The sequence below is a fragment of the Micromonospora sp. M71_S20 genome, from assembly GCF_003664255.1.
Lineage (GTDB): Bacteria > Actinomycetota > Actinomycetes > Mycobacteriales > Micromonosporaceae > Micromonospora.
The window spans coordinates 455,815-475,004 of sequence record NZ_RCCV01000003.1 but is presented as its reverse complement, the minus strand read 5'-3'; the positions used below and the strand labels follow the sequence as shown (position 1 = coordinate 475,004).

17 protein-coding genes are annotated in these 19,190 nt (G+C 77.2%); 8 read left to right on the top strand and 9 right to left on the bottom strand.

Annotated elements, in window-relative coordinates:
• Window positions 1-31 precede the first annotated feature (31 nt).
• The 7 genes from DER29_RS27385 to DER29_RS27360 form a co-directional block, all read right to left on the bottom strand.
• Entirely contained in the window at window positions 32-1,228 is a 1,197-nt protein-coding gene (locus DER29_RS27385; protein ID WP_121400529.1) for an alkaline phosphatase family protein, read from the bottom strand.
• Window positions 1,180-1,944, bottom strand: a complete 765-nt coding sequence (locus DER29_RS27380) for a bifunctional 2-polyprenyl-6-hydroxyphenol methylase/3-demethylubiquinol 3-O-methyltransferase UbiG (RefSeq protein ID WP_121400917.1) — start codon at window positions 1,942-1,944, stop codon at window positions 1,180-1,182. Before DER29_RS27380 ends, DER29_RS27385 begins: the two co-directional genes overlap by 49 nt.
• Window positions 1,945-2,002: 58 nt before the next feature.
• Window positions 2,003-2,176: a hypothetical protein gene (locus DER29_RS34730; protein ID WP_199729568.1), complete on the bottom strand. Its 174-nt coding sequence runs from the start codon at window positions 2,174-2,176 to the stop codon at window positions 2,003-2,005.
• A 97-nt stretch (window positions 2,177-2,273) separates the two neighbouring features.
• A complete protein-coding gene (locus tag DER29_RS27375; RefSeq protein ID WP_121400528.1) occupies window positions 2,274-5,723 on the bottom strand; it encodes an error-prone DNA polymerase in 3,450 nt (1,149 codons plus the stop codon).
• A 294-nt stretch (window positions 5,724-6,017) separates the two neighbouring features.
• Entirely contained in the window at window positions 6,018-7,580 is a 1,563-nt protein-coding gene (locus DER29_RS27370; RefSeq protein WP_121400527.1) for a DNA polymerase Y family protein, read from the bottom strand.
• A gap of 25 nt (window positions 7,581-7,605) precedes the next feature.
• Window positions 7,606-8,406 (bottom strand): hypothetical protein, encoded by an 801-nt coding sequence (locus DER29_RS27365; protein ID WP_121400526.1) that lies wholly within the window; start codon window positions 8,404-8,406, stop codon window positions 7,606-7,608.
• A 93-nt stretch (window positions 8,407-8,499) separates the two neighbouring features.
• Window positions 8,500-8,949 (bottom strand): SAV_6107 family HEPN domain-containing protein, encoded by a 450-nt coding sequence (locus tag DER29_RS27360; RefSeq protein WP_121400525.1) that lies wholly within the window; start codon window positions 8,947-8,949, stop codon window positions 8,500-8,502.
• 489 nt (window positions 8,950-9,438) lie between these two features.
• On the opposite strand from DER29_RS27360, the gene DER29_RS27355 reads away from it, so the two are divergent.
• From DER29_RS27355 to DER29_RS27325, 7 genes are all read left to right on the top strand, one after another.
• The gene (locus DER29_RS27355; protein WP_199729567.1) at window positions 9,439-10,461 is read left to right on the top strand and encodes a DMT family transporter; all 1,023 of its coding nucleotides are present in this window, start codon (window positions 9,439-9,441) and stop codon (window positions 10,459-10,461) included.
• Window positions 10,462-10,495: 34 nt separating this feature from the next.
• Window positions 10,496-10,984, top strand: coding sequence for a YbaK/EbsC family protein (locus tag DER29_RS27350; RefSeq protein ID WP_121400916.1), 489 nt, complete (start codon window positions 10,496-10,498; stop codon window positions 10,982-10,984).
• A gap of 100 nt (window positions 10,985-11,084) precedes the next feature.
• On the top strand, window positions 11,085-11,825 hold the full coding sequence (locus tag DER29_RS27345; RefSeq protein WP_121400523.1) for a monooxygenase: 741 nt from the start codon (window positions 11,085-11,087) through the stop codon (window positions 11,823-11,825).
• Entirely contained in the window at window positions 11,822-12,397 is a 576-nt protein-coding gene (locus DER29_RS27340; protein WP_121400522.1) for a GNAT family N-acetyltransferase, read from the top strand. Before DER29_RS27345 ends, DER29_RS27340 begins: the two co-directional genes overlap by 4 nt.
• Window positions 12,394-13,242, top strand: a complete 849-nt coding sequence (locus DER29_RS27335; protein ID WP_121400521.1) for a carotenoid biosynthesis protein — start codon at window positions 12,394-12,396, stop codon at window positions 13,240-13,242. The genes DER29_RS27340 and DER29_RS27335 overlap by 4 nt, the downstream gene beginning before the upstream one ends.
• Window positions 13,239-14,366, top strand: coding sequence for a glycosyltransferase family 2 protein (locus DER29_RS27330; protein ID WP_121400520.1), 1,128 nt, complete (start codon window positions 13,239-13,241; stop codon window positions 14,364-14,366). The genes DER29_RS27335 and DER29_RS27330 overlap by 4 nt, the downstream gene beginning before the upstream one ends.
• 11 nt (window positions 14,367-14,377) lie before the next feature.
• Window positions 14,378-15,865, top strand: coding sequence for an NAD(P)/FAD-dependent oxidoreductase (locus tag DER29_RS27325; RefSeq protein ID WP_121400519.1), 1,488 nt, complete (start codon window positions 14,378-14,380; stop codon window positions 15,863-15,865).
• Between the two features lie 60 nt (window positions 15,866-15,925).
• Here the strand turns inward: DER29_RS27325 and DER29_RS27320 are convergent, their stop codons facing one another.
• Together DER29_RS27320 and metF are read right to left on the bottom strand one after the other, a co-directional pair.
• A complete protein-coding gene (locus DER29_RS27320) occupies window positions 15,926-16,615 on the bottom strand; it encodes a CDP-alcohol phosphatidyltransferase family protein (RefSeq protein ID WP_121400518.1) in 690 nt (229 codons plus the stop codon).
• 43 nt (window positions 16,616-16,658) lie between these two features.
• Window positions 16,659-17,576, bottom strand: coding sequence for a methylenetetrahydrofolate reductase [NAD(P)H] (metF, locus tag DER29_RS27315; protein WP_121400517.1), 918 nt, complete (start codon window positions 17,574-17,576; stop codon window positions 16,659-16,661).
• A gap of 252 nt (window positions 17,577-17,828) precedes the next feature.
• On the opposite strand from metF, the gene DER29_RS27310 reads away from it, so the two are divergent.
• Window positions 17,829-19,187, top strand: a complete 1,359-nt coding sequence (locus DER29_RS27310) for a transcriptional regulator (protein WP_121400516.1) — start codon at window positions 17,829-17,831, stop codon at window positions 19,185-19,187.
• Window positions 19,188-19,190 lie beyond the last annotated feature (3 nt).

Sequence of the window (19,190 nt, the reverse complement as noted above, 5' to 3'; positions counted from 1 at the left end):
CCGGCGACCCGCCACGGTCGGGCCGGCGCGGTCAGCCGCGTACGACCAGCAGCGGGATCGTCATCTCGGCCGCCGTGTCCGCCCCGTGGTACGCCACCAGCCGGGAGACCGCCGGCGGCTCGGAGCGGGAGGCGGTCACCGCGTACGTGCCGTTGCAGATCACCACCACGTCGCCGATGCGCGCCAGGTGTTCCTCCGCCACCGGGCCGAACCAGCCGGCGGCCACCACCTCGTCGCGGGTACGCACCCGGGCCGCGTCTGCGAGCACCGCCGACCAGGCGGCCACCACGTCGTCCAGGGCGCCGGGGGTGACGTGCAGGTAGCGGACCCGGGGTTCCCCGGCGACCACCTCCAGCCCGGCGCGCAGCCGGGGGTCGGTGTCCAGGTCGAAGCGGTGTCCGGCCGGGATGTCGAGCTGGCCGTGGTCGGCGGTGACCAGCAGCGCGGCGTCGGGCGGCAGCCCGTCGACGAGCCGGGCCAGCAGCCGGTCCACCTCGGCCGCGGCGATCCGCCAGGGCGCCGAGTCGACGCCCGTGAGGTGGCCGTGCCGGTCCAGGTCGGGGTGGTAGCCGGAGACCAGCGTGGGCCCCGACCCGGCGGCCAGGGCGGCGAGCATCCGCTCCGCGAGCGCGTCGACGCCGGCCGCGCCGCGGTAGTCGCCGCCCCGGTTGGCGGCCAGCGTCAACCCGCTGCCGCCGAACTCCGGCCGACTCACCGCGGTCACCGCGACCCCGGCGGCGCGGGCGCGTTCCAGCTGGGTACGGACGGGCTGCCAGCGCAGCGGCGCCGGGTCGGCCGCCCACTCGACGTGGTTGAGCACCCGGTCGGTCCCCGGCACCCGCACGGTGAAGCCGAGTACGCCGTGCCCGCCGGGCGCGGCGCCGGTGCCCAGGGTCACCAGGCTGGTCGGCGTGGTCGACGGGAAGCCACAGGTCAGCGGCCGGCCGGCGGTCGCGGCCAGCCCCGCCAGGGTCGGCGCGTACGGCGCGGCGGTCGGGATCTGGTGCCAGCCGAGGCCGTCGACGAGCAGCACCGCGATCCGGCGCACCCCGGGCAGCGCGGTGACCAGCCCGAGCGGGTCGGCGGCGCCGGGCACGCCGAGCACGGCGAGCGCGCCGGGCAGGATGTCGGCGAGACTGGCGTCGCCGTAGCGCGGCCCGACGATCTCCAGCGGGTCGGTCACGGGCGGCGGGCGAACAGGTGCAGCTGGGCGGCGAGGTCCCGCCAGGGCGCCCGGGCGGCGAGCGCCCGCTCCAACTCGACCAGGGCGGCGGGCTGGCCGTCGGCGACGGCGGCGGGGAGCAGGTCGGCGAGCACGCGTACGCCGTGGATCTGCTCGACCACGAGCCCGGCGGCGGCGAGCAGCGCGGCGGCGCCGTCGGCGTCGTAGCGGCGACGCAGGGTGTCCCGGGTGCCGGCGGTGCCGGCCGGATCGGCGGCCAGCGCGGCGGCGACGTCCAGGTGCCCGTTGACGGCCCGGCCGAGCACGGCGGCGGCCCGGCCGGCGACCAGCACGCTCGCGGCGCCGCCCGGCCGCAGCGCGGCGGCCAACGCCGCCACCACCGCCGCCGGGTCGTCGACGACCTCCAGCACGGCGTGGCAGAGCACCAGGTCGGCGCTGCCCGGCTCGACCAGGCCGGCGAGCGCGTCGCCGTCGCCCTGCACGGCGCGGACCCGCTCGGCCACGCCGGCCTCGGAGGCCCGGCGGGTCAGCGCGGCGAGCGCGTCGGGACTGGCGTCGACCACGGTGACCCGGTGCCCGGCCTGGGCCAGCGGCACGGCGAAGCCGCCCGTGCCGCCGCCGACGTCGAGCACGGTCAGCGCGCTGCCGGCGCGACGCTCCAGCTCGGCGCGCAGCACCGACCAGATCACGGCGGTACGGGGGGTCAGCGGCGGCCCGGCGAGCCGGCCTGGGGTCTGCTCCACCCGGTCGAGCCTAGTCACCCGGTCCAGCCGCACCGAGCCGCACCTGTGGCGGCCCGGCCGGCTCCGGGGTGGGAGATCAGGACTCGCCGGTGACGGCGTCGTCCTCGGCCCGCGACCGCAGGGCGTTGGCCACCGGGCCCTCGACGATCTCGTACTCGCGCGGCTCCGTGTGGTGGCTCGGGGTCCAACCGGCGCCGAGCCGGGTCCGCCGGGAGTTCGCCACCCCACCGCTACGCTCGTTGTTTCCCATGATCGTTGTCCCCTCGTGCTCGCGCGGGCCACTCTGCCCGCGCGAGCTGGAGTGTCCCTCCATCGGGCGCGGAAAACCGTAATGTGGATCACTGCCGTCAGCGGAAGTCGCGCGAGGGCGGGCTGACCGGCGGTTCGATGGCGTCCAGCCGGTCGGCGGTGAGGTTGATCACTCCCTCGTGCCGCTGCAGCCGTCCCCGCACCACCAGCGCGGCGCTCGTGCGGGCCACCCGCCGGTGGCGCTGCCACAGGCCCGGAGAGCAGGTGACGTTGAGCATCCCCGTCTCGTCCTCCAGGTTGAGGAAGGTGACCCCGCCGGCGGTCGCGGGCCGCTGCCGGTGGGTGACGATCCCGCCGACCCGGATGCGCCGCCCCGGCTCCACCTGGCCGAGCCGGGCGATCGGCACCGCGCCGAGCGCGTCGAGCCGGGGGCGGATGAAGCGGGCCGGGTGGCTCTCCGGTGACAACCCGGTCGCCCACACGTCGGCGACCAGCCGCTCCACCGCCTCCATCCCGGGCAGGGTGGGCGCGGTCGCGCCCGTCACCGTGCCCGGCAGCCGGCCCGGCCGGTCCTGGGCCGCCGCGCCGGCGGCCCAGAGGGCCTGCCGCCGGGACAGCCCGAAACAGGCGAAGGCGTCCGCGGTGGCCAGCGCCTCCAGCTGCGCGGCGGTGAGACCCACGCGCCGGGCCAGGTCCGGCATGTCGCGGTACGGCCCGCGCGCCACCCGCTCCGCCTCGATCCGCTCGGCCACCCCGTCGCCGAGGGTACGCACGCCGGAGAGCCCGAGCCGGACGGCGGGCCCGTTCAACCCCCAGGCGTGCGGCGGCTCCCCCGGCGCGCTGCCCCACCGGGTCTGCGGGGTGGACTCCAGCACCGCCAGGGCGCCGCTGGCGTTGATGTCCGGCCGGCGCACCTCCACCCCGTGCCGGCGGGCGTCGTCGACAAGCGTCTGCGGCGAGTAGAAGCCCATCGGCTGGGCGTTGAGCAGCGCGGCCAGGAACGGACCCGGGTGGTAGCGCTTGAGCCAGGAGCTGGCGTAGACCAGGTAGGCGAAGCTCATCGCGTGGCTCTCCGGGAAGCCGTAGCTGGCGAACGCGGAGAGCTTGCGGTAGACGTCGTCGGCCAGTTCGCCGGTGATGCCCCGCGCGGCCATCCCCGCGTAGAGCCGGTCGGCGATGCGGGCCATCCGCTCGGCGGAACGCTTCGCGCCCATCGCCCGGCGCAGCTGGTCGGCCCCCGCCGCGTCGAAGCCGGCCAGGTCGATGGCGAGCTGCATCAGCTGCTCCTGGAACAGCGGCACGCCGAGGGTCTTCTCCAGCGCGTTGCGCATCAGCGGGTGCGGGTAGGTCACCGGCTCCTGGCCGTTCTTGCGCCGGATGTACGGGTGCACCGAGCCGCCCTGGATCGGGCCGGGCCGGATCAGCGCCACCTCGACCACCAGGTCGTAGAACTCGCGGGGCTTCAGCCGGGGCAGGGTGGCCATCTGGGCGCGGCTCTCCACCTGGAACACCCCGACCGAGTCGGCCCGGCAGAGCATGTCGTAGACCTCGGGGTCGTCCAGCGTCATGTCGCCGAGGTCCAGGCTCATCCCGATCATGTCGTAGCCGTAGTGCAGCGCGGAGAGCATGCCGAGCCCGAGCAGGTCGAACTTGACCAGGCCGACGGCGGCGCAGTCGTCCTTGTCCCACTGGAGCACGCTGCGGCCCGGCATCCGCCCCCACTCCACCGGGCACACCTCGATCACCGGCCGGTCGCAGATCACCATGCCGCCGGAGTGGATGCCCAGGTGCCGGGGGAACGTCTGCAACTCGTTGGCGTACGCGACCACCTGCTCGGGGATGTCCGCCACGTCGACGGACGCCACGGAGCCCCAGCGGTCGATCTGCTTGCTCCAGGCGTCCTGCTGGCCGGGCGAGAACCCGAACGCCTTGGCCACGTCGCGCACCGCCGAGCGGGGCCGATAGGAGATGACGTTGGCGACCTGCGCGGTGTGCTCCCGGCCGTAGCGGGCGTAGACGTGCTGGATCACCTCCTCCCGGCGGTCGGACTCGATGTCGACGTCGATGTCCGGCGGGCCGTCGCGTTCCGGGGCGAGGAAACGCTCGAAGAGCAGCCGGTGCCGGACGGCGTCCACGTTGGTGATCCGCAGCGCGTAGCAGACCGCCGAGTTGGCCGCCGAGCCCCGACCCTGGCAGTAGATGTCCTGCTCACGGCAGAACGTGACGATGTCGTAGACCACCAGGAAGTAGCCGGGGAAGCCCAGCTCCTCGATCATGTTCAGCTCGTGTTCGAGCTGCGCGTACGCCCTCGGGTGCGCCTCGGGCGGGCCGTAGCGCTCGCGGGCGCCGGCGTGGGTCAGGTGGCGCAGCCAGCTCATCTCGGTGTGCCCGGGCGGCACCGGGTACGCCGGCAGCCGCGGCGCGACGAGCTGGAGGTCGAAGGCCAGCTCGGCGCCGAACTCGGCGGCCCGGGCCACCGCGCCGGGGTACGCGGCGAACCGGGCCGCCATCTCGGCGCCGCCGCGCAGGTGGGCGGTGCCGGCGGCGGGCAGCCAGCCGTCGATCTCGTCCAGGCTGCGCCGGGCCCGTACGGCGGCCACGGTGGTGGCCAGCCGACGGCGGCCCGGGGTGGCGTAGTGCACGTTGTTGGTGGCCACCGTGGGCAGCCCGGCCGTCGCCGCCAGCTCGGCGAGCGCGTCGTTACGGTCGGCGTCCACCGGGTGCCCGTGGTCGGTCAGCTCCACCGCCACCGTCTCCGCGCCGAACAGGGCGGTCAGCCGGTCCAGCTCGCGAGCCGCCGCGTCCACCCCCTCGGTGAGCAGTGCCGACGGCACGTGCCCCTTGCGGCAGCCGGTGAGCACCAGCACGTGGTCGCGTAGCTGCGCGGCGATCTCCTCCAGCCCGCCGTAGACCGGGCGGCCCTTCTCCCCGCCGCGCAGCTGGGCGCGGGCGATCATCGAGGCCAGCCGGGCGTACCCCTCGTGGCCGTGGGCGAGCAGCAGCAGGTGCCGCCCGAGCGGGTCGGGCTCACCGTTCTGCGGGCCGGGCAGGTCCAGGGAGAGCTCGGCGCCGAAGATCGTCGGCAGGTGCAGCGCGCGGGCCGCCTCGGCGAAGCGCACCACCCCGTAGAAGCCGTCGTGGTCGGTGACGGCGAGCGCGGTGAGGCCCAGCCGGGCCGCCTCCTCGGCCAGTTCCTCCGGGTGGCTGGCGCCGTCGAGGAAGCTGAAGTTGGTGTGCGCGTGCAGCTCGGCGTACGGCACCGCATCGTCGGGGCGGGCCACCTCGGGCGGCTGGTACTGCTCCCGCCTGCGGCTCCAGGCGGGAGAGTCGCCGCCGTCGGCGTCCACGGCCAACGGGTCGACCACGTGCAGGTGCCGCTGGTCGCGCACCCGACCGCCCTCCCCGCCGGCCCGCCCCTCCCCCGGCCCGCCCGCACCCACTCGGCCCACACCCGACCGACCCGCACCCGACCGGCCGGTGCCGGACTCCCGGCCGGAGAGCACGCGCTCCAACTCCGACCAGGGCAGCTTCGGGTTGTGGAAGCTCATCAGAGCCCCTCCGTGCCAGCAGCCGGAGAGATCTTGGGGAGTTTCGGCCCCTGGAGGGGCCGAAACTCTCCAAGATCCGAAAGCCAGCGTCCGGCGGTCCTGTCAACGGGGCAGCTCGACAGCGTCGGAAAGGCTTCATCCCGCCCGAGCCGACGCGCCGGCAGCGCACCGGACCGACCGGACCGGCACGCCGGCACAGCTTCACCCCGCGCGAGCCGACGCACCGGCAGGGCGTCGGGTCGCGCGGGGCGGCGGGGGCGGGGCGGGTGTCGGTCGGTGACCGTGGGCGGGCGCTCAGTCATAGATCGCCTCCACCAGCCACCGCCCGGCCTCGACGGCGAGCAGCAGGGCCGTACCGTCGGCCAGACAGACCTGGAACCGGGCCCGGCGGCGGGCCTCGGCCGGTGCCCACCAGCGCTCGTCGACCGGCCACGGACCCGCCCAGCCGACGATCTCGACCGGCCGGGCGGCGCCCACGGTCAGTCGGGCCGGCTCGGCGCTGACCTGGAGTCGCGCGCTGACCTCGACCGGCTCGCCGGCGGCGTCGTGCACGACCGCGGCGAGCGGGTCGGGCAGCACCACGGCCGGCGCGGGTGGCGGCAGTCGGCCCGGCCACGGCGGCGGGACGGGCCAGGCCGGCAGGCGTTCGTCGCCCCACGGCACCAGGCGCACCTGGTCCGCCGGCGAGCGCCCGCCACCGAGCACCGCGGTGACCACCGCCTCGGGACCGAGGATGCCCTGCACCCGGCTCAACGCCCGGTGCGCCCGCTCCCGCTCCTCGCCGGTCTCCCCCCACAGGCCGGGTTGCAGGCCGGCTTGCGCGACCACCCCGTCCGGGACCAGCCGCAGCCGGATGATGCCCGCCGTCGGGCGGGTCGGGCGGGTGCCGGCCCGGCCGGTGCTGCCGGACAGCCAGCCGTCGAGCTGCCAGCGCACCCGGTCGGCGATGGCCGCGGCGGTGAGCAGCCCGTCGTGCCGCCAGACCCGGTGCAGTTCCTGGCCGTGCGCGGTGACCGCCTCGATGCCGAGACGGGTGCAGGCCAGCCCGTGCGCGGCGAGCCGGTCGTGCAGCCGTTCGGCCAGCGCCCGGGCGGCGAAGGCCGCCGCGTCGACCCGGTCGAGCGGCTCGTCGTGGTCGGCGGTGACCGCGAGGTCGACCGGGGGTCGCCGGACCGCGAGCTGACGGTGGTCCCGCCCGGCCGCCAACCGGTGGGCCAGCGCACCGTCGAAGCCGAACCGGGCCAGCACGTCGCCGGCGGGCAGCGCGGCGAAGTCGCCCAGGGTGCGTACGCCGAGCCGGCGCAGCAGGTCGGCCAGGGCCGGGCGGCCGAGCGCCTCGACCGGCAGGTCGGCGAGGAACTCCGGCGTCCCGCCGGGCGGAACGACCCGTCCGTCACGGGCGGCCAGCCCGGCGGCGAACACCCCGTCAGCGATGCCGACCTGGCTCTCCACCGCGCAGGCCTGGGCGACGTGCTCGACGATCCGCTCGGCGGCCGCCTCCTCGCCCCCGAGGTAGCGGCTCGGCCCACGGGCCGCCACCGCGCACGCGCCAGGGCGTACCACCTCGACGCCGGCGACCAGTTCCTCGACGGCGGCGACCACCGGTTCGAACGCCCGGGCGTCCCGCCCGGGGTCGTACTCGACGGCGGTGAGCTGCGGGCACCGGCCCTGGGCCTCCCGTCTGCGCAGCCCTCGACGCACCCCCTCGGCGCGGGCCCGCTCGGAGCAGGCGACCACCCGGTTGGCGTGCAGCACGGCGACCGGGTCGGTGGCCGGCACCCCGTCGACGATCTCCGCGGCGAGCACCGGCCAGTCCGGGCACCAGAGCAGCAGGGTCCGCACGGGCGCGGCGGTCACGTCGGGTCCAGGGCGAGCGCGGCGGTCACGTCGGACCGACCAGGGTGAGCGCGGCACGACGCGACGGGCCGGTGGGCGCGGAGGCGACGGCCGGGCCGACCTGGCGGAGCCGGCCGGCGGTCGACCGGCCGGTGGCGGAGACGGCGGCGGCGGGAGCGGAGCGGGGAATGACCCGGGTGAGCCCGTCCCCGGGCAGCCAGACCTTGATCTCCTTGGGGCGGGCGGCGGCCCCGCGGCCCCGCGCGGAGACGGTGACCTCGCGGCGACGCAGCCGGCCCCGCCCCTGCCCGAGCCCCTCCCAGGCGCCCCGGACCACCTGGAGGGTCACGTCCGCGCCGTCCCACCGCCCGTACGGGACGAGGACGCTGCCGCGCTGCCGGGCCCGGGCGGCCAGCCGGTTGGCGACCGAGGCGGAGACCGCCGTCGGCACGGCGGTGACCACGACGTCCACCCCGTCGATCAGCGCGGCGATGACGGTGGCCCACTCCGGGCCCGGGTGGGGCACCAGGGCGAGCCGGTCCAGGGAGATGCCCAACTCGGCGGCGGCGCCCGCCCCGAACGTCGGGACCCCGACCACGGCACACCACGAGCCGGCCCGGGACGCCTCGGCGAGCAGCGCCAGGACCAGCGAGGTGCCGCCGCTGCGCCGGGGCTGGCCGGTGGCGACCGCGATCGTGCTGCCCCGTCGCAACCCCCGGTTGGGCAGCAGCCCGGTCAGCTCGGGGGCCACCGGCAACAGTCGGTGACCAGCCGCCGGGTCCGGCGCGCTCGCCGGGCGCACCAGACCGGCCAGTGCGGCGGAACCGACCACCATCCGGCCCGCCATCGGACCTACCCCCCGTCGTGCTGTCGGATCAGACGTGCGCGTGGCGCGCCGGGCACCGGTCGCCGCCGGACGGCCGGGTGCCCGGTGCCCGGGTCAGGCCGCGAGGCCGTCGAGCGCCGGTTGGTGGGCCACGCCGAGCGCGGCCTCCACGACCGTGACGAACTGCTCGGCGGAGCGCAGCAGGTCGTCGGCCTCCCGGGCGGTCACGACCCGTGGGATGCCGGCCTCGGCGGCAGCCCGCTTGCCGGCGCCGAGGGCGAAGAACCGGGCCCACTCGTCGAGCTCGGGGGCGACACCGGAGAGCAGGACCCAGACGCTGGTGACCCGGTGGCGTCGGGCGGGGGCGGGACGCGCCCGGGCGGCGAGCACCGCCGCGGCCGCCCGGAGCGCGGCCAGGTGGGCGGCGGCGTAACGGAGGCCGTCGGGACGGGTCTGGGCGGCCTCGGCCAGCCCGCGCCGGGCCACCGCGAGAAGCTGGGCGGGGGTGCGGTGCGGCAGCACGTGCGCCGGCACCGTCGGTGCCTGAGCCGGGTTGGTCGGCATGGGACTGTCTCCTCCACGTGGCCGAGGCGCCGCCCCGGAGACGGCCCTGGGCCGCCGGCGGGACGCCGGGTCGAGTGGTGCGGAGGAAGACGCACCGGTGGGTGGCCGGCCGGGTGTGGACGCTTCCCCACACCACACCCGGCCGGCGTTACCGGCGGGTTCGTCGCCCGCCGCCCGGGGGTCGTGGGCGGCGGGCGACGCTCCTGCCTGACGGGCCCGGACTCGCGACTGCCCGGGACCCAGGTGCGGCCCGCGGAGCCGCACCGCCCGGAGCCGCGCCGCGAAACACCGCCCCGGGTCTGTTGGAACGGGCGTTCGAGGCAATCGAACACTCGTTCTAACTGCTGCTGACAGTACACCCTCCCACCGACGAAAACGCAACGTGTGGCGCGCGGGCGTCGGTCGACGTCCCGGCAGGTGCCGGCCCCGGCGCCCGTCGCCGCGGCCGTGGTGGGCGCCGGCAATGGACCACGGCAGTAGCCTCCGCTCGTGACAACCCCCCGCCCCGTCCTCGGGGTCGCCATGGTGCTCGCCTCGGCCGGGCTCTTCGCCGTCAACGGCACCGTCTCCAAGCTGGTGCTCCGCGCCGGCCTGGACGCCCCACAGCTCACCCTGCTGCGCGCCGCCGGGGCCGTCACCGGGCTGCTGGCCCTGAGCGTGCTGCTGCGTCCGGGGGCCCGCCGGCTCCGGGCCACCCCCGGCCAGCTGCCGCTGCTGATCGGGTACGGGCTGGCCGGGTTCTTCGCCGTACCGATGCTCTACTTCGTCGCCATCTCCCGGCTGCCGGTCGGGATCGGGCTGCTGTTCGAGTACACCGCCCCGCTGCTGGTCGCCCTCTGGGCCCGGTTCGGCCAGCGCAACCGGGTACGCCCGCGGCTCTGGGCCGGCCTGGCGTTGAGCCTGGTCGGCCTCGGCTGCGTGGCCGAGGTGTGGGGCGAGCTGAAGCTGGACGGCCTCGGCGTGCTCGCCGGTTTCGGCGCCGCGGTCTTCCTCGCCGTGTACTACGTGCTCGGCGCCCACGGCACGGCGTGTCGGGACACCTTGTCGCTGTGCACCTGGGCGTTCGGCGCCGCCGCCGTGGCGGGCCTGCTCACCCGCGCGGTCACCGTCGGCACCGGCGGCTGGGAGCCGCTGGCCGCCGACACCGAGGGTGGCGTGCCCGTGGCGCTGCTCTGCGCGTACACGGTGGTGCTCGGCTCGATCGCGCCGTACCTGCTGGTGGCCGGGGCGATGCGGCACCTCCCCGCGACCAGCGTCGGGATCATCGGCATGGCCGAGCCGGTGCTCGCCTCGGCGGTCGCCTGGGTCGTGCTCGGCCCCGGTGAAGCGCTCAACACCGCCCAGCTCACCGGCGGGCTCCTGGTGCTGGTCGGCGTCGCGCTGGCCGAGACGGCCCGGGTCGCCCCGGCCCGGACCGCCGCGCCGCCCGCCCCGGACGCCGTCACCGTCCCGCCCGGAGCCGGCCGGACGGCGCACCGCACCGCCCGGTCGGGGCCCGGCACGGCCGACTGAGCCGCCGACCGGCGTACCGGGAAGAATGGTCGACATGCAGCCACACCCGAACGTGCGGGCGGTGCAGGACGTGCTCGACGCCGCGGGCGCCCGGGACGGGTCCGGCGCCGCGAGCCTCGTCCGCCTGCTGCCCGACGCGGTCCACACCGCCGCTGCCGCCGCCGAGGCGCTCGGCGTCGCGGTCGGCCAGATCGCCAACTCGCTCGTCTTCGAGGCGGACGGCGCGCCGCTGCTGGTGCTCACCTCCGGCGCGCACCGGGTGGACGCCGCCGGCCTGGCCGCGTCCATCGGGGTCGGCCGGCTGCGCCGGGCCACCCCCGAGTTCGTCCGCACGCACACCGGGCAGGTGATCGGCGGGGTCGCCCCGGTCGGCCACCCCCGCCCGCTGCGCACCCTGGTCGACACCGCCCTGGAGTCGTACGACGAGATCTGGGCGGCCGGCGGCGTGCCGCGGGCGGTCTTCCCCACCACGTACCCGGAGCTGCTGCGGGTCACCGGCGGCGTCCCGACCGGGGTGGCGTGAGCGAGCGGAGCGAGCGAACCATGAGGCTCAGCAGCGTGGCGCCTCGCGCCGCCGTCGAGCGGAGCGAGGCGGTGGCGTGAGCGAGCGGAGCGAGCGAACCATGGGGACCGACGTCCCGGAGCTGGTCACGCTGCACGTGTGGCGCACCTCCCGCGCCGCGCTGCCCCGGGCGTTGACCCGGATGGCGGTCGACCCCCGCCGGCTGCGCGCCGTGCCCGGCGTGCGGTTCGGCAAGCTGCTCGGCACCGGGACCGGCACCGGCTTCGGGCCGGGCGACGCCGACCTCACCCGGTGGGCGGCGCTGACCGTGTGGGACTCCCCCGCCGCCGCGGCCGGCTTCGACGGCTCGCCGGTGGGGCGGGCCTGGGCGCGGATCGCCCGCGCGTCCGTCCGGGTCGACCTGCGCCCGCTGAGCAGCCGGGGCGAGTGGTCGGGGCGCCGGCCGTTCGGGGAGCCGCCCGGCGGCCGGGTCACCGGCCCGGTGCTGGCGCTGACCCGGGCCCGGCTGCGGCCACGGCGGGCGGCCACCTTCTGGCGGGCGATCCCCCCGGTGGCCGCCGCGCTGCACGCCGCACCCGGCCTGCTGGCCCGCTTCGGCGTCGGCGAGGCCCCGCTGGGCTGGCAGGGCACGGTGAGCGTGTGGCGCGAGCCGACGGACCTCGTGGCGTTCGCGTACCGTCACCCGGAGCACCGGGCGGCGATCATGCGGACCCCCACCGAAGGGTGGTACGCGGAGGAGCTCTTCGCGCGGTTCGAGGTGCGCGACGTGGTGGGTGACCGGGCGGTGCTGGGGTGGGTCGCGGACGGCGATCCGGGAGCGGTGGAGGGTGTACGGGCATGAGGTTGGTGCGGTGGACGCCGGACGATCTCGTCCGACGGCTGGACGACGTGGTGGCCGTCTACGGCGAGGCGATGGGGTACCGCCCGGAGCTGCTGGAGTCCCGGCGCGGCTACATCGCCACCCACGTACGCCGACCCGGCTTCCGCGCCGTCGCCAGCCTGACCAGCGAGGGCCACCTGGCCGGCTTCGGCTACGGCTACCTGGGCGGCTCCGGGCAGTGGTGGCACGACCAGGTCTGGCGGGCGCTGGACGCCCCGACCCGGCAGCGCTGGCTGACCCACTGCTTCGAGGTGGTCGAGCTGCACGTCCGCCCGCCCGCGCAGGGGCACGGCCTGGGCGCGCGGCAGCTGCGGGCCCTGCTCAGCCTGGCGGAGGGCACGACCACGCTGCTCTCCACCCCCGAGGCCGACGAACAGCGGTCCCGGGCCTGGCGGCTGTACCGCCGGTTCGGCTTCGTCGACGTCCTGCGCCACTTCCACTTCCCCGGCGACGAGCGCCCGTTCGGTGTGCTCGGCCGGGACCTGCCGCTGGAGCCGCCGACACCCACCCCGCCCGACCGGGGCGCCGCGTGACCCGACGGCTGTCCTGGGCGCTGCTGGCCGTGCTGGTGCTGGCGCAGATCTGCTACCCGCTGACCACCGGGGAGACCCGGGCCCGGCTGACCGTCGCCACCGTCGTGCTCGGCTACCTGCTCTCGGTCGGCCACGCGCTGCTCAGCCGGGGCCCGCGTACGGCGGCGGCGCTGGTCGCGGTGGCCACGGGCGGCGGGTTCGCCATCGAGGCGCTCGGCGTGGCCACCGGCTTCCCGTTCGGCAGCTACGACTACTCCGGCGAGCTGGGGCCGAAGCTGGCCGGGGTGCCGCTGATCATCCCGCTGGCCTGGACCTGGATGGCCTGGCCGGCCTGGCTGGCCGCCACCCGGCTGACCGGGGGCGACGCCGGCGGCCGGGCGGGGCGGCGGGGCGGCGCGTACGTCGTCCGGCGGATCGCGCTGGCCGCCGTCGGGCTGGCCGCCTGGGACCTCTTCCTCGACCCGCAGATGGTGGCCGAGGGCTACTGGGTCTGGCGGGACGCCACCCCCGCGCTGCCCGGTCTGCCCGGCATCCCGGTGAGCAACTACCTGGGCTGGCTGCTCTTCGCCGTGCTGATGATGAGCGCGCTGCGTCCGCTGGCCGGGCCCGCCGTGGCCACCACCGACGGGCGGGACGGCCCGATGTTCGCGCTCTGGCTGTGGACGTACTTCTCCAGCGTGCTGGCCCACGCGGTCTTCCTAGACCTGCCCGCCTCGGCGCTCTGGGGCGCGGTCGGCATGTCGGTGGCCACCGTGCCGCTGGCGGTCACGCTGCTCCGTTCCCGCCGCGACGACCGGCACCGGTCCCGTCAGCCGCAGCGCCCCGGCGTCGACGCGACGGCATGACCGCCGTCCTGGCGCTGCTGCTCGGCGTGGCCGCGCTGACCGCGCACACCCTGGTCAACGCCGGCCGCTGGCTGCGCCGACCGGCCGAGCGGCCGGCGCCGGTCACCGAGCCCGTGGCGGTGCTGCTGCCGCTGCGCGACGAGGCCGCGCGGGTCACCCCGTGCCTGCGCGCGCTGCTCACCCAGCGGGGCGTGCCGCGGCTGCGTGTGGTGGTGCTCGACGACGGGTCGACCGACGGCACCGCGGACGTGGTCCGCGCGGTGGCGGGCGACGACCCCCGGGTCACCCTGCTCCACGGGGTCGCCCCGCCGCCGGGCTGGCTGGGCAAGCCGCACGCCTGCTGGCAGCTGGCCACCCGGGCCGACCCCGCGGCGACCGCGCTGGTCTTCGTCGACGCCGACGTGGTGCTCGCCCCGGACGCGGTCGCGGCGGCCGTCACCGAGCTGCGTGCCGCGCGGGTGACGCTGCTGTCGCCGTACCCCCGGATCCTGGTGGCGACGGTGGCCGACCGGCTGGTCCAGCCGCTGTTGCAGTGGCTGTGGCTCACCTTCCTGCCGCTGCGGGCGATGGAGCGTTCGCGGCGGCCGTCGCTGGCCGCCGCCGGCGGGCAGTTCCTGGTGGTGGACCGGGCCGGCTACGAGGCCGCCGGCGGGCACGCCGTGGTGGCCGGGAAGATCCTGGAGGACGTCGAGCTGGCCCGCGCGGTCAAGCGGGCCGGCGGCCGGATCGCCCTCGCCGACGGCTCGCGGCTGGCCGCCTGCCGGATGTACGAGGACTGGCCGCAGCTGCGCGACGGCTACTCGAAGTCGCTCTGGGCGACCTTCGGGCACCCGGGGGCGGCGGCCGTCGTGGTGGCCCTGCTGCTCCTGCTCTACACCGCTCCCCCGCTGCTGGCGGTCGTCGCCCTGGCCGCCGGCGCGCCGACGGTGGCCGCGGCGGCGCTCGCCGCCTACCTGCTCGGGGTGGCCGGGCGGGCGGTCAGCGCCCGGGCGACCGGCGGCCGGTGGTGGCCCGACGCGCTGGCACACCCCGTGTCGGTCGTGGTCCTCGGTTGGCTGACCCTGCGGTCGTACCATCTGCGGAAGCGGCGTCGCCTGTCCTGGCGCGGCCGCCCCGTCACCTAGGGAGGCGCGGCATGGCGCGGATCGTGGTCGTCGGCGCCGGGGTGGGAGGGCTGGCCACCGCCGCCCGGCTGGCCGCCACCGGGCACCAGGTCACCGTGCTCGAACGCGCGGGCACCGTCGGCGGCAAGCTCGGCCGGTACGTGCGCGACACCCCGGCGGGCCCGTTCCACTTCGACACCGGGCCGAGCCTGCTCACCCTGCCCGACGTCTTCCACGACCTGTTCGAGGCGACCGGCGCGAAGCTCGACGAGTACCTGGACCTGGCGCCAGTGGACCCGATCGTGCGGCACGTCTTCCCCGGCGGCGGCCCGGCCCTCGACTCCTGCGCCGACCCGGCCGAGTTCGCCGCCCGGATCGGCGCGGCCTTCGGCGACCGGGCCGCCACGGACTGGCAGCGGCTGTGGCGCCGGGCCGCGCGGGTGTGGCAGGCGTCGCACCGGGACATCCTGTGCCGCCCGATCGACTCCCCGCTGGACCTGGCCGCGCTGGCCTGGCGGCTGGGCGACCTGGCCGCCATCGGCCCGGGCCGGACGCTGCGCGGGCTGGGCCGACGGCACCTGTCCGACCCCCGGCTGCGGATGCTGCTGGACCGGTACGCCACCTACACCGGCGCCGACCCGCGCCGGGCGCCGGCCGCGCTGGTCGCCGTGCCCTACGCCGAGCTGACCTTCGGCGGCTGGTACCTGCGCGGCGGGCTGGGCACGCTCGCCGACGCGCTGCTCACCCGCTGCCTGGACCTCGGCGTGGTCGTGCAGACCGGCGCCACCGTCACCCGGATCGACGCCGCGGGCGGGCGGGTGCACGGCGTACGCCTGCGCGGCGTCACCGCCCCGGTCCCCGCCGACGTGGTGGTGGCCAACGTCGACGCGCTCGCCCTCTACCGGGACCTGCTGCCCAGCCCGCGCCGGCTGGCCGGGCTGACCGACCGCAGCCTGGCCGGTTTCGTGCTGCTGCTCGGCGTCGCCGGCGACTCCGGGCTGGCCCACCACAACGTGTTCTTCCCCCGCGACTACGACGCCGAGTTCGACGCGGTCTTCGGCCGCCCGGGGCGCGGCGTGCGGGCCCGACCGGCGGCCGATCCCACCGTCTTCGTCACCGTGGCCGACGACCCGATGGTCCGGCCCGCCGGTCACGAGGCGTGGTTCGTGCTGGTCAACGCGCCCCGGCACGGCACCGCCACCGGTGCCGTCGACTGGCGCCGGCCCGGCCTCGCCGAGGCGTACGCCGACCGGGTCCTCGAGGTGCTGGCCGGGCGCGGCGTCGACGTGCGGGACCGGCTGGTGTTCCGGGAGGTCCGCACCCCGGCCGACCTGGACGACGCGACCGGCGCGCCCGGCGGGTCGATCTACGGCACCGCCGGCGGCCTGCTGCGCCCGGCCAACCGGGGCCCGGCGCACGGGCTGTGGCTGGTCGGCGGCTCCAGCCACCCGGGCGGCGGCCTGCCGATGGTGACCCTCTCCGCCCAGATCGTCGCCGACGACATCGGCCCCGCCTGGTAGCTGCCGACGGGCGGGGGCACCGCGTCGACCGCCGGGACGGCCCGGTGCGGGCCGGCGCGGTCAGCCGGCGTCGATCAGGGCGCGGCGGACGGCGGAGAGCAACTGGCCGAGGCCGAAGCCGGCCAGCAGCACCCACACGGCGGTCGCCATGGTGATCGTGCCGGCGGCCAGGTCCGGCTCGATCAGCCCGGTCAGCCCGGCCAGCAGCAGCCCGGCCAGGGCCACCGAGACCCGGGTGGGGCGCTCCCCCACGGTCACCGCGCCGAGTTCCCGCATGCCGGCGGAGACCGCCCGGGCGCGGACGTACTCGTGCAGCCAGGAGAGCGCACCGGCGGTCACGACGAGCGCCCCCGGCGCGCCGATCAGCCAGAACGCGGCCAGCCAGGCGACCTCGCCGAGCCGGTCCGCCAGCGAGTCGTAGACGTAGCCGAGCCGGGTGGTTCGGTTCGTGGCCACCGCCACCGCGCCGTCGACGCTGTCCGCCACCGCGGCGAGCAGCACGAACAGCGCCGCGAGGAAGGGACCGTCCTGCGGCCGTACGGCGAACAGCGGCACGCAGGCGCAGAGCAGCACGCCGACCACGGTGACCGGGGTCGGGCCGACCCGCAGCCGGCCCAGCACGAACCCGACGTGGTAGGCGAACCGCAGCCAGGCGCGGACGACCGGGGCCGCCGCCCGGGGGTCGAAGCCCCCGTGCAGCCGTGCCCAGGCCGTGGCGTACTCGTCCCAGTTCAGCTGTGTGCCCACCACGGAACAACCGTCGCACCGCCGCTCAGGTGTCGCGGCAGCGGGGTCACATCCGTGCGGCGACCTGGAGGTTCTGCCACACCTCGCGGGTGGCGGTGGAACGGTTGAGGGTGATGAAGTGGATCCCCGGCACGCCCTCGTCGAGCAGCCGCCGGCACATCTCGCTGGCCTGCTCGACGCCGAGCCGGCGTACCGCCTCCGGGTCGTCGGCGACCTTCGCGAACTGGTCGGCCAGGGCCGGCGGGAAGGGCGCCCCCGAGAGCTGCGTGGAGCGCTCGATGGTGCCGATCTGGGTCACCGGCATCACGCCGGCCAGGATCGGGGTGTCGCAGCCGGTGGCGGCGACCCGGTCGCGCAGCCGCAGGTAGTCGTCGGCGTCGAAGAACATCTGGGTGATCGCGAAGTCGGCGCCGGCCTGGCACTTGCGCACGAAGTGCTCCGTGTCGCTGGCCACGTCGGGTGAACGCGGGTGCTTGTAGGGGAAGGCCGCCACCCCGACGCTGAAGTCGCCGGCGTCGCGCACCAGGCGGACCAGGTCCTCGGCGTAGAGCACCCCCTCGGGGTGGCGCACCCAGTCGCCGCCCGGGTCGCCCGGCGGGTCGCCCCGCACGGCGAGCACGTTGCGCACCCCGACCCCGGCGAGCCGGCCGATGACGTGGCGCAGCTCGGCCACGGAGTGGTTGACCGCGGTCAGGTGGGCCATCGGCAGCAGGGTGGTCTCGGTGGCGATCCGCTCGGTGACCGCGACGGTGGTGTCGCGGGTCGACCCGCCCGCGCCGTAGGTGATCGAGACGAACGACGGGCGCAGCGACTCCAGCTCGCGGATCGCCTGCCACAGCAGCCGCTCGCCCTGCGTGGTCTTGGGCGGGAAGAACTCGAAGGAGAAGGTCGGCTGGCGGTCACGGATCAGCTCCCCGATCGCCGGCTGCGGATTGGGGAGGACCGATGGAAGACCGAGCGCCACGTCCCGACTCTAGCGGGCCGGGCCCGCCGGGCCGAGACCTTCCCACACTGGCGGACGCAGGACCGCACGAACGCGGATCCGCCGGGGCCGGAAAGCGTCGTACCCCCGGAGTAGTCATGGGGTTGCGCGGGGTGGGCCCGGCCGGAGGCCGACCTGCCGGGGGCACGCGCGGGGGTCAGCATCCACCGGTGGCGCACCGGTCCCGTTCCGGGGCCCGCGCCGCCGCCGCGCCGACACCCGCCCGGAGGACCGATGACGCCGCCCCCGCCGCCCGGCCCGCAACTGCTCGGGCCGCTGCTCGCCCAGCTCCGGCTGGCCCGGGGCTGGAGCCAGCTACGGGTCGCGGCCGAACTCTGCGCCGCGTCCGGGGTGCCGACCCTCAGCCGGCACGAGGTCTCCCGGTGGGAGCGGCAGCTGCGCGTCCCCGGCGAGTTCTGGCTCGGCTGGCTCGCCGTCGTCCTCGCGGTGCCGGTCGACCTGCTGGTCACCGCCGCGGCCCGCACCCGCGACCTCGGTCCGCCGCCGGCCTTCGGCGGGTCCCGGCCCCGGGCGGCGCTGCTCGCCCTGGCCCAGCGCTGGCTCGCCGACCCGCGCGCCGTGCTGCTGCCCGGCGCGCCCACCCGGCCCGCCGACCGGGGCGACGGCACGGGGCCGGTACGGCTGGCGGAGCTGCGCCGGCTCGACGACCTCGTCGGCGGGGCCGACCTGGCCGGGCTCGGGGCGTACCGGCTGGGACGGGCGGTGCGGGCGCTGTCCGGGTGCACCCCCTCCGCACGCCCTCGGCTGCTGCCCGAGCTGGCCGAGTCCGCCCAGCTCGCCGGCTGGCTCGCCGCGGACGCGGGGGACGCCGCGGGCGCCCTGCACGCGTACCGGCTGGCGCTGCGCGCCGCCGCGACGGCCGGCGACCCGGCGCTCGGCGGGCACGTGCTCGGCTCGGCCAGCCACCTGCTCACCGGCGTCGGCGACCCGGAGGGCGCGCTGGTGCTGGCCCGCACCGCGTACGCCGGGGCACGGCGGTCGGCCAGCCCCGGCCTGCGCGCCCTGCTGCTGCACCGGGTGGCCCTGGCCGCGGCGCTCGGCGGCCGGGCGGGGGCGGCCCGGCAGGCGCTCGACGCGGCCCGCCGGGTGACCGACGCGCCGGAGCCGGGCCGCGAGCCGCCGTGGCTCTACTGGCTCGACGGGCCGGAGTTGGCCGCGATGACGGGGCGCGCGCTGGTCGCACTGGGCCGACCGCTCCCGGCCGAGGCGCCGCTGCACGCCGTCCGGCGGCGCGGCCCCCGCACCTCCGCGATCTACGGCGGCTGGCTGGCCCGGGGCTACCTGCAACTCGGCGAGGTGGAGCGGGCCTGTGCGGTCGCCGGCGAGGCGCTGCTCGACGCGGTCCGTGCCGGGTCGCCCCGCGCACTGGGCCAACTGGCGGAGGTACGCCGGCGGCTGGCCGGGCACGGCGGCGAGCCGGCCGTACGGCGGTACCGGGCGCTCGCCGCCGCGGCCGCTCCGTACCTGCCCCGTCCGGGGCCGCCACCTGGGCCGGCCGGCCGGCGGGCTCACACGGGGCGTGCGGCGCGTCGGCCCCCCGGTGGCGCGACGGGGTCCGCCCCGACCGGCTAGCGT

Coding starts and splice junctions, on each gene's coding strand:
- DER29_RS34730 (WP_199729568.1), bottom strand. CDS start 2,176: ATGGGAAACAACGAGCGTAGCGGTGGGGTGGCGAACTCCCGGCGGACC.
- DER29_RS27375 (WP_121400528.1), bottom strand. CDS start 5,723: ATGAGCTTCCACAACCCGAAGCTGCCCTGGTCGGAGTTGGAGCGCGTG.
- DER29_RS27365 (WP_121400526.1), bottom strand. CDS start 8,406: ATGGCGGGCCGGATGGTGGTCGGTTCCGCCGCACTGGCCGGTCTGGTG.
- DER29_RS27360 (WP_121400525.1), bottom strand. CDS start 8,949: ATGCCGACCAACCCGGCTCAGGCACCGACGGTGCCGGCGCACGTGCTG.
- DER29_RS27350 (WP_121400916.1), top strand. CDS start 10,496: ATGCAGCCACACCCGAACGTGCGGGCGGTGCAGGACGTGCTCGACGCC.
- DER29_RS27345 (WP_121400523.1), top strand. CDS start 11,085: ATGGGGACCGACGTCCCGGAGCTGGTCACGCTGCACGTGTGGCGCACC.
- DER29_RS27340 (WP_121400522.1), top strand. CDS start 11,822: ATGAGGTTGGTGCGGTGGACGCCGGACGATCTCGTCCGACGGCTGGAC.
- DER29_RS27330 (WP_121400520.1), top strand. CDS start 13,239: ATGACCGCCGTCCTGGCGCTGCTGCTCGGCGTGGCCGCGCTGACCGCG.
- DER29_RS27325 (WP_121400519.1), top strand. CDS start 14,378: ATGGCGCGGATCGTGGTCGTCGGCGCCGGGGTGGGAGGGCTGGCCACC.
- DER29_RS27310 (WP_121400516.1), top strand. CDS start 17,829: ATGACGCCGCCCCCGCCGCCCGGCCCGCAACTGCTCGGGCCGCTGCTC.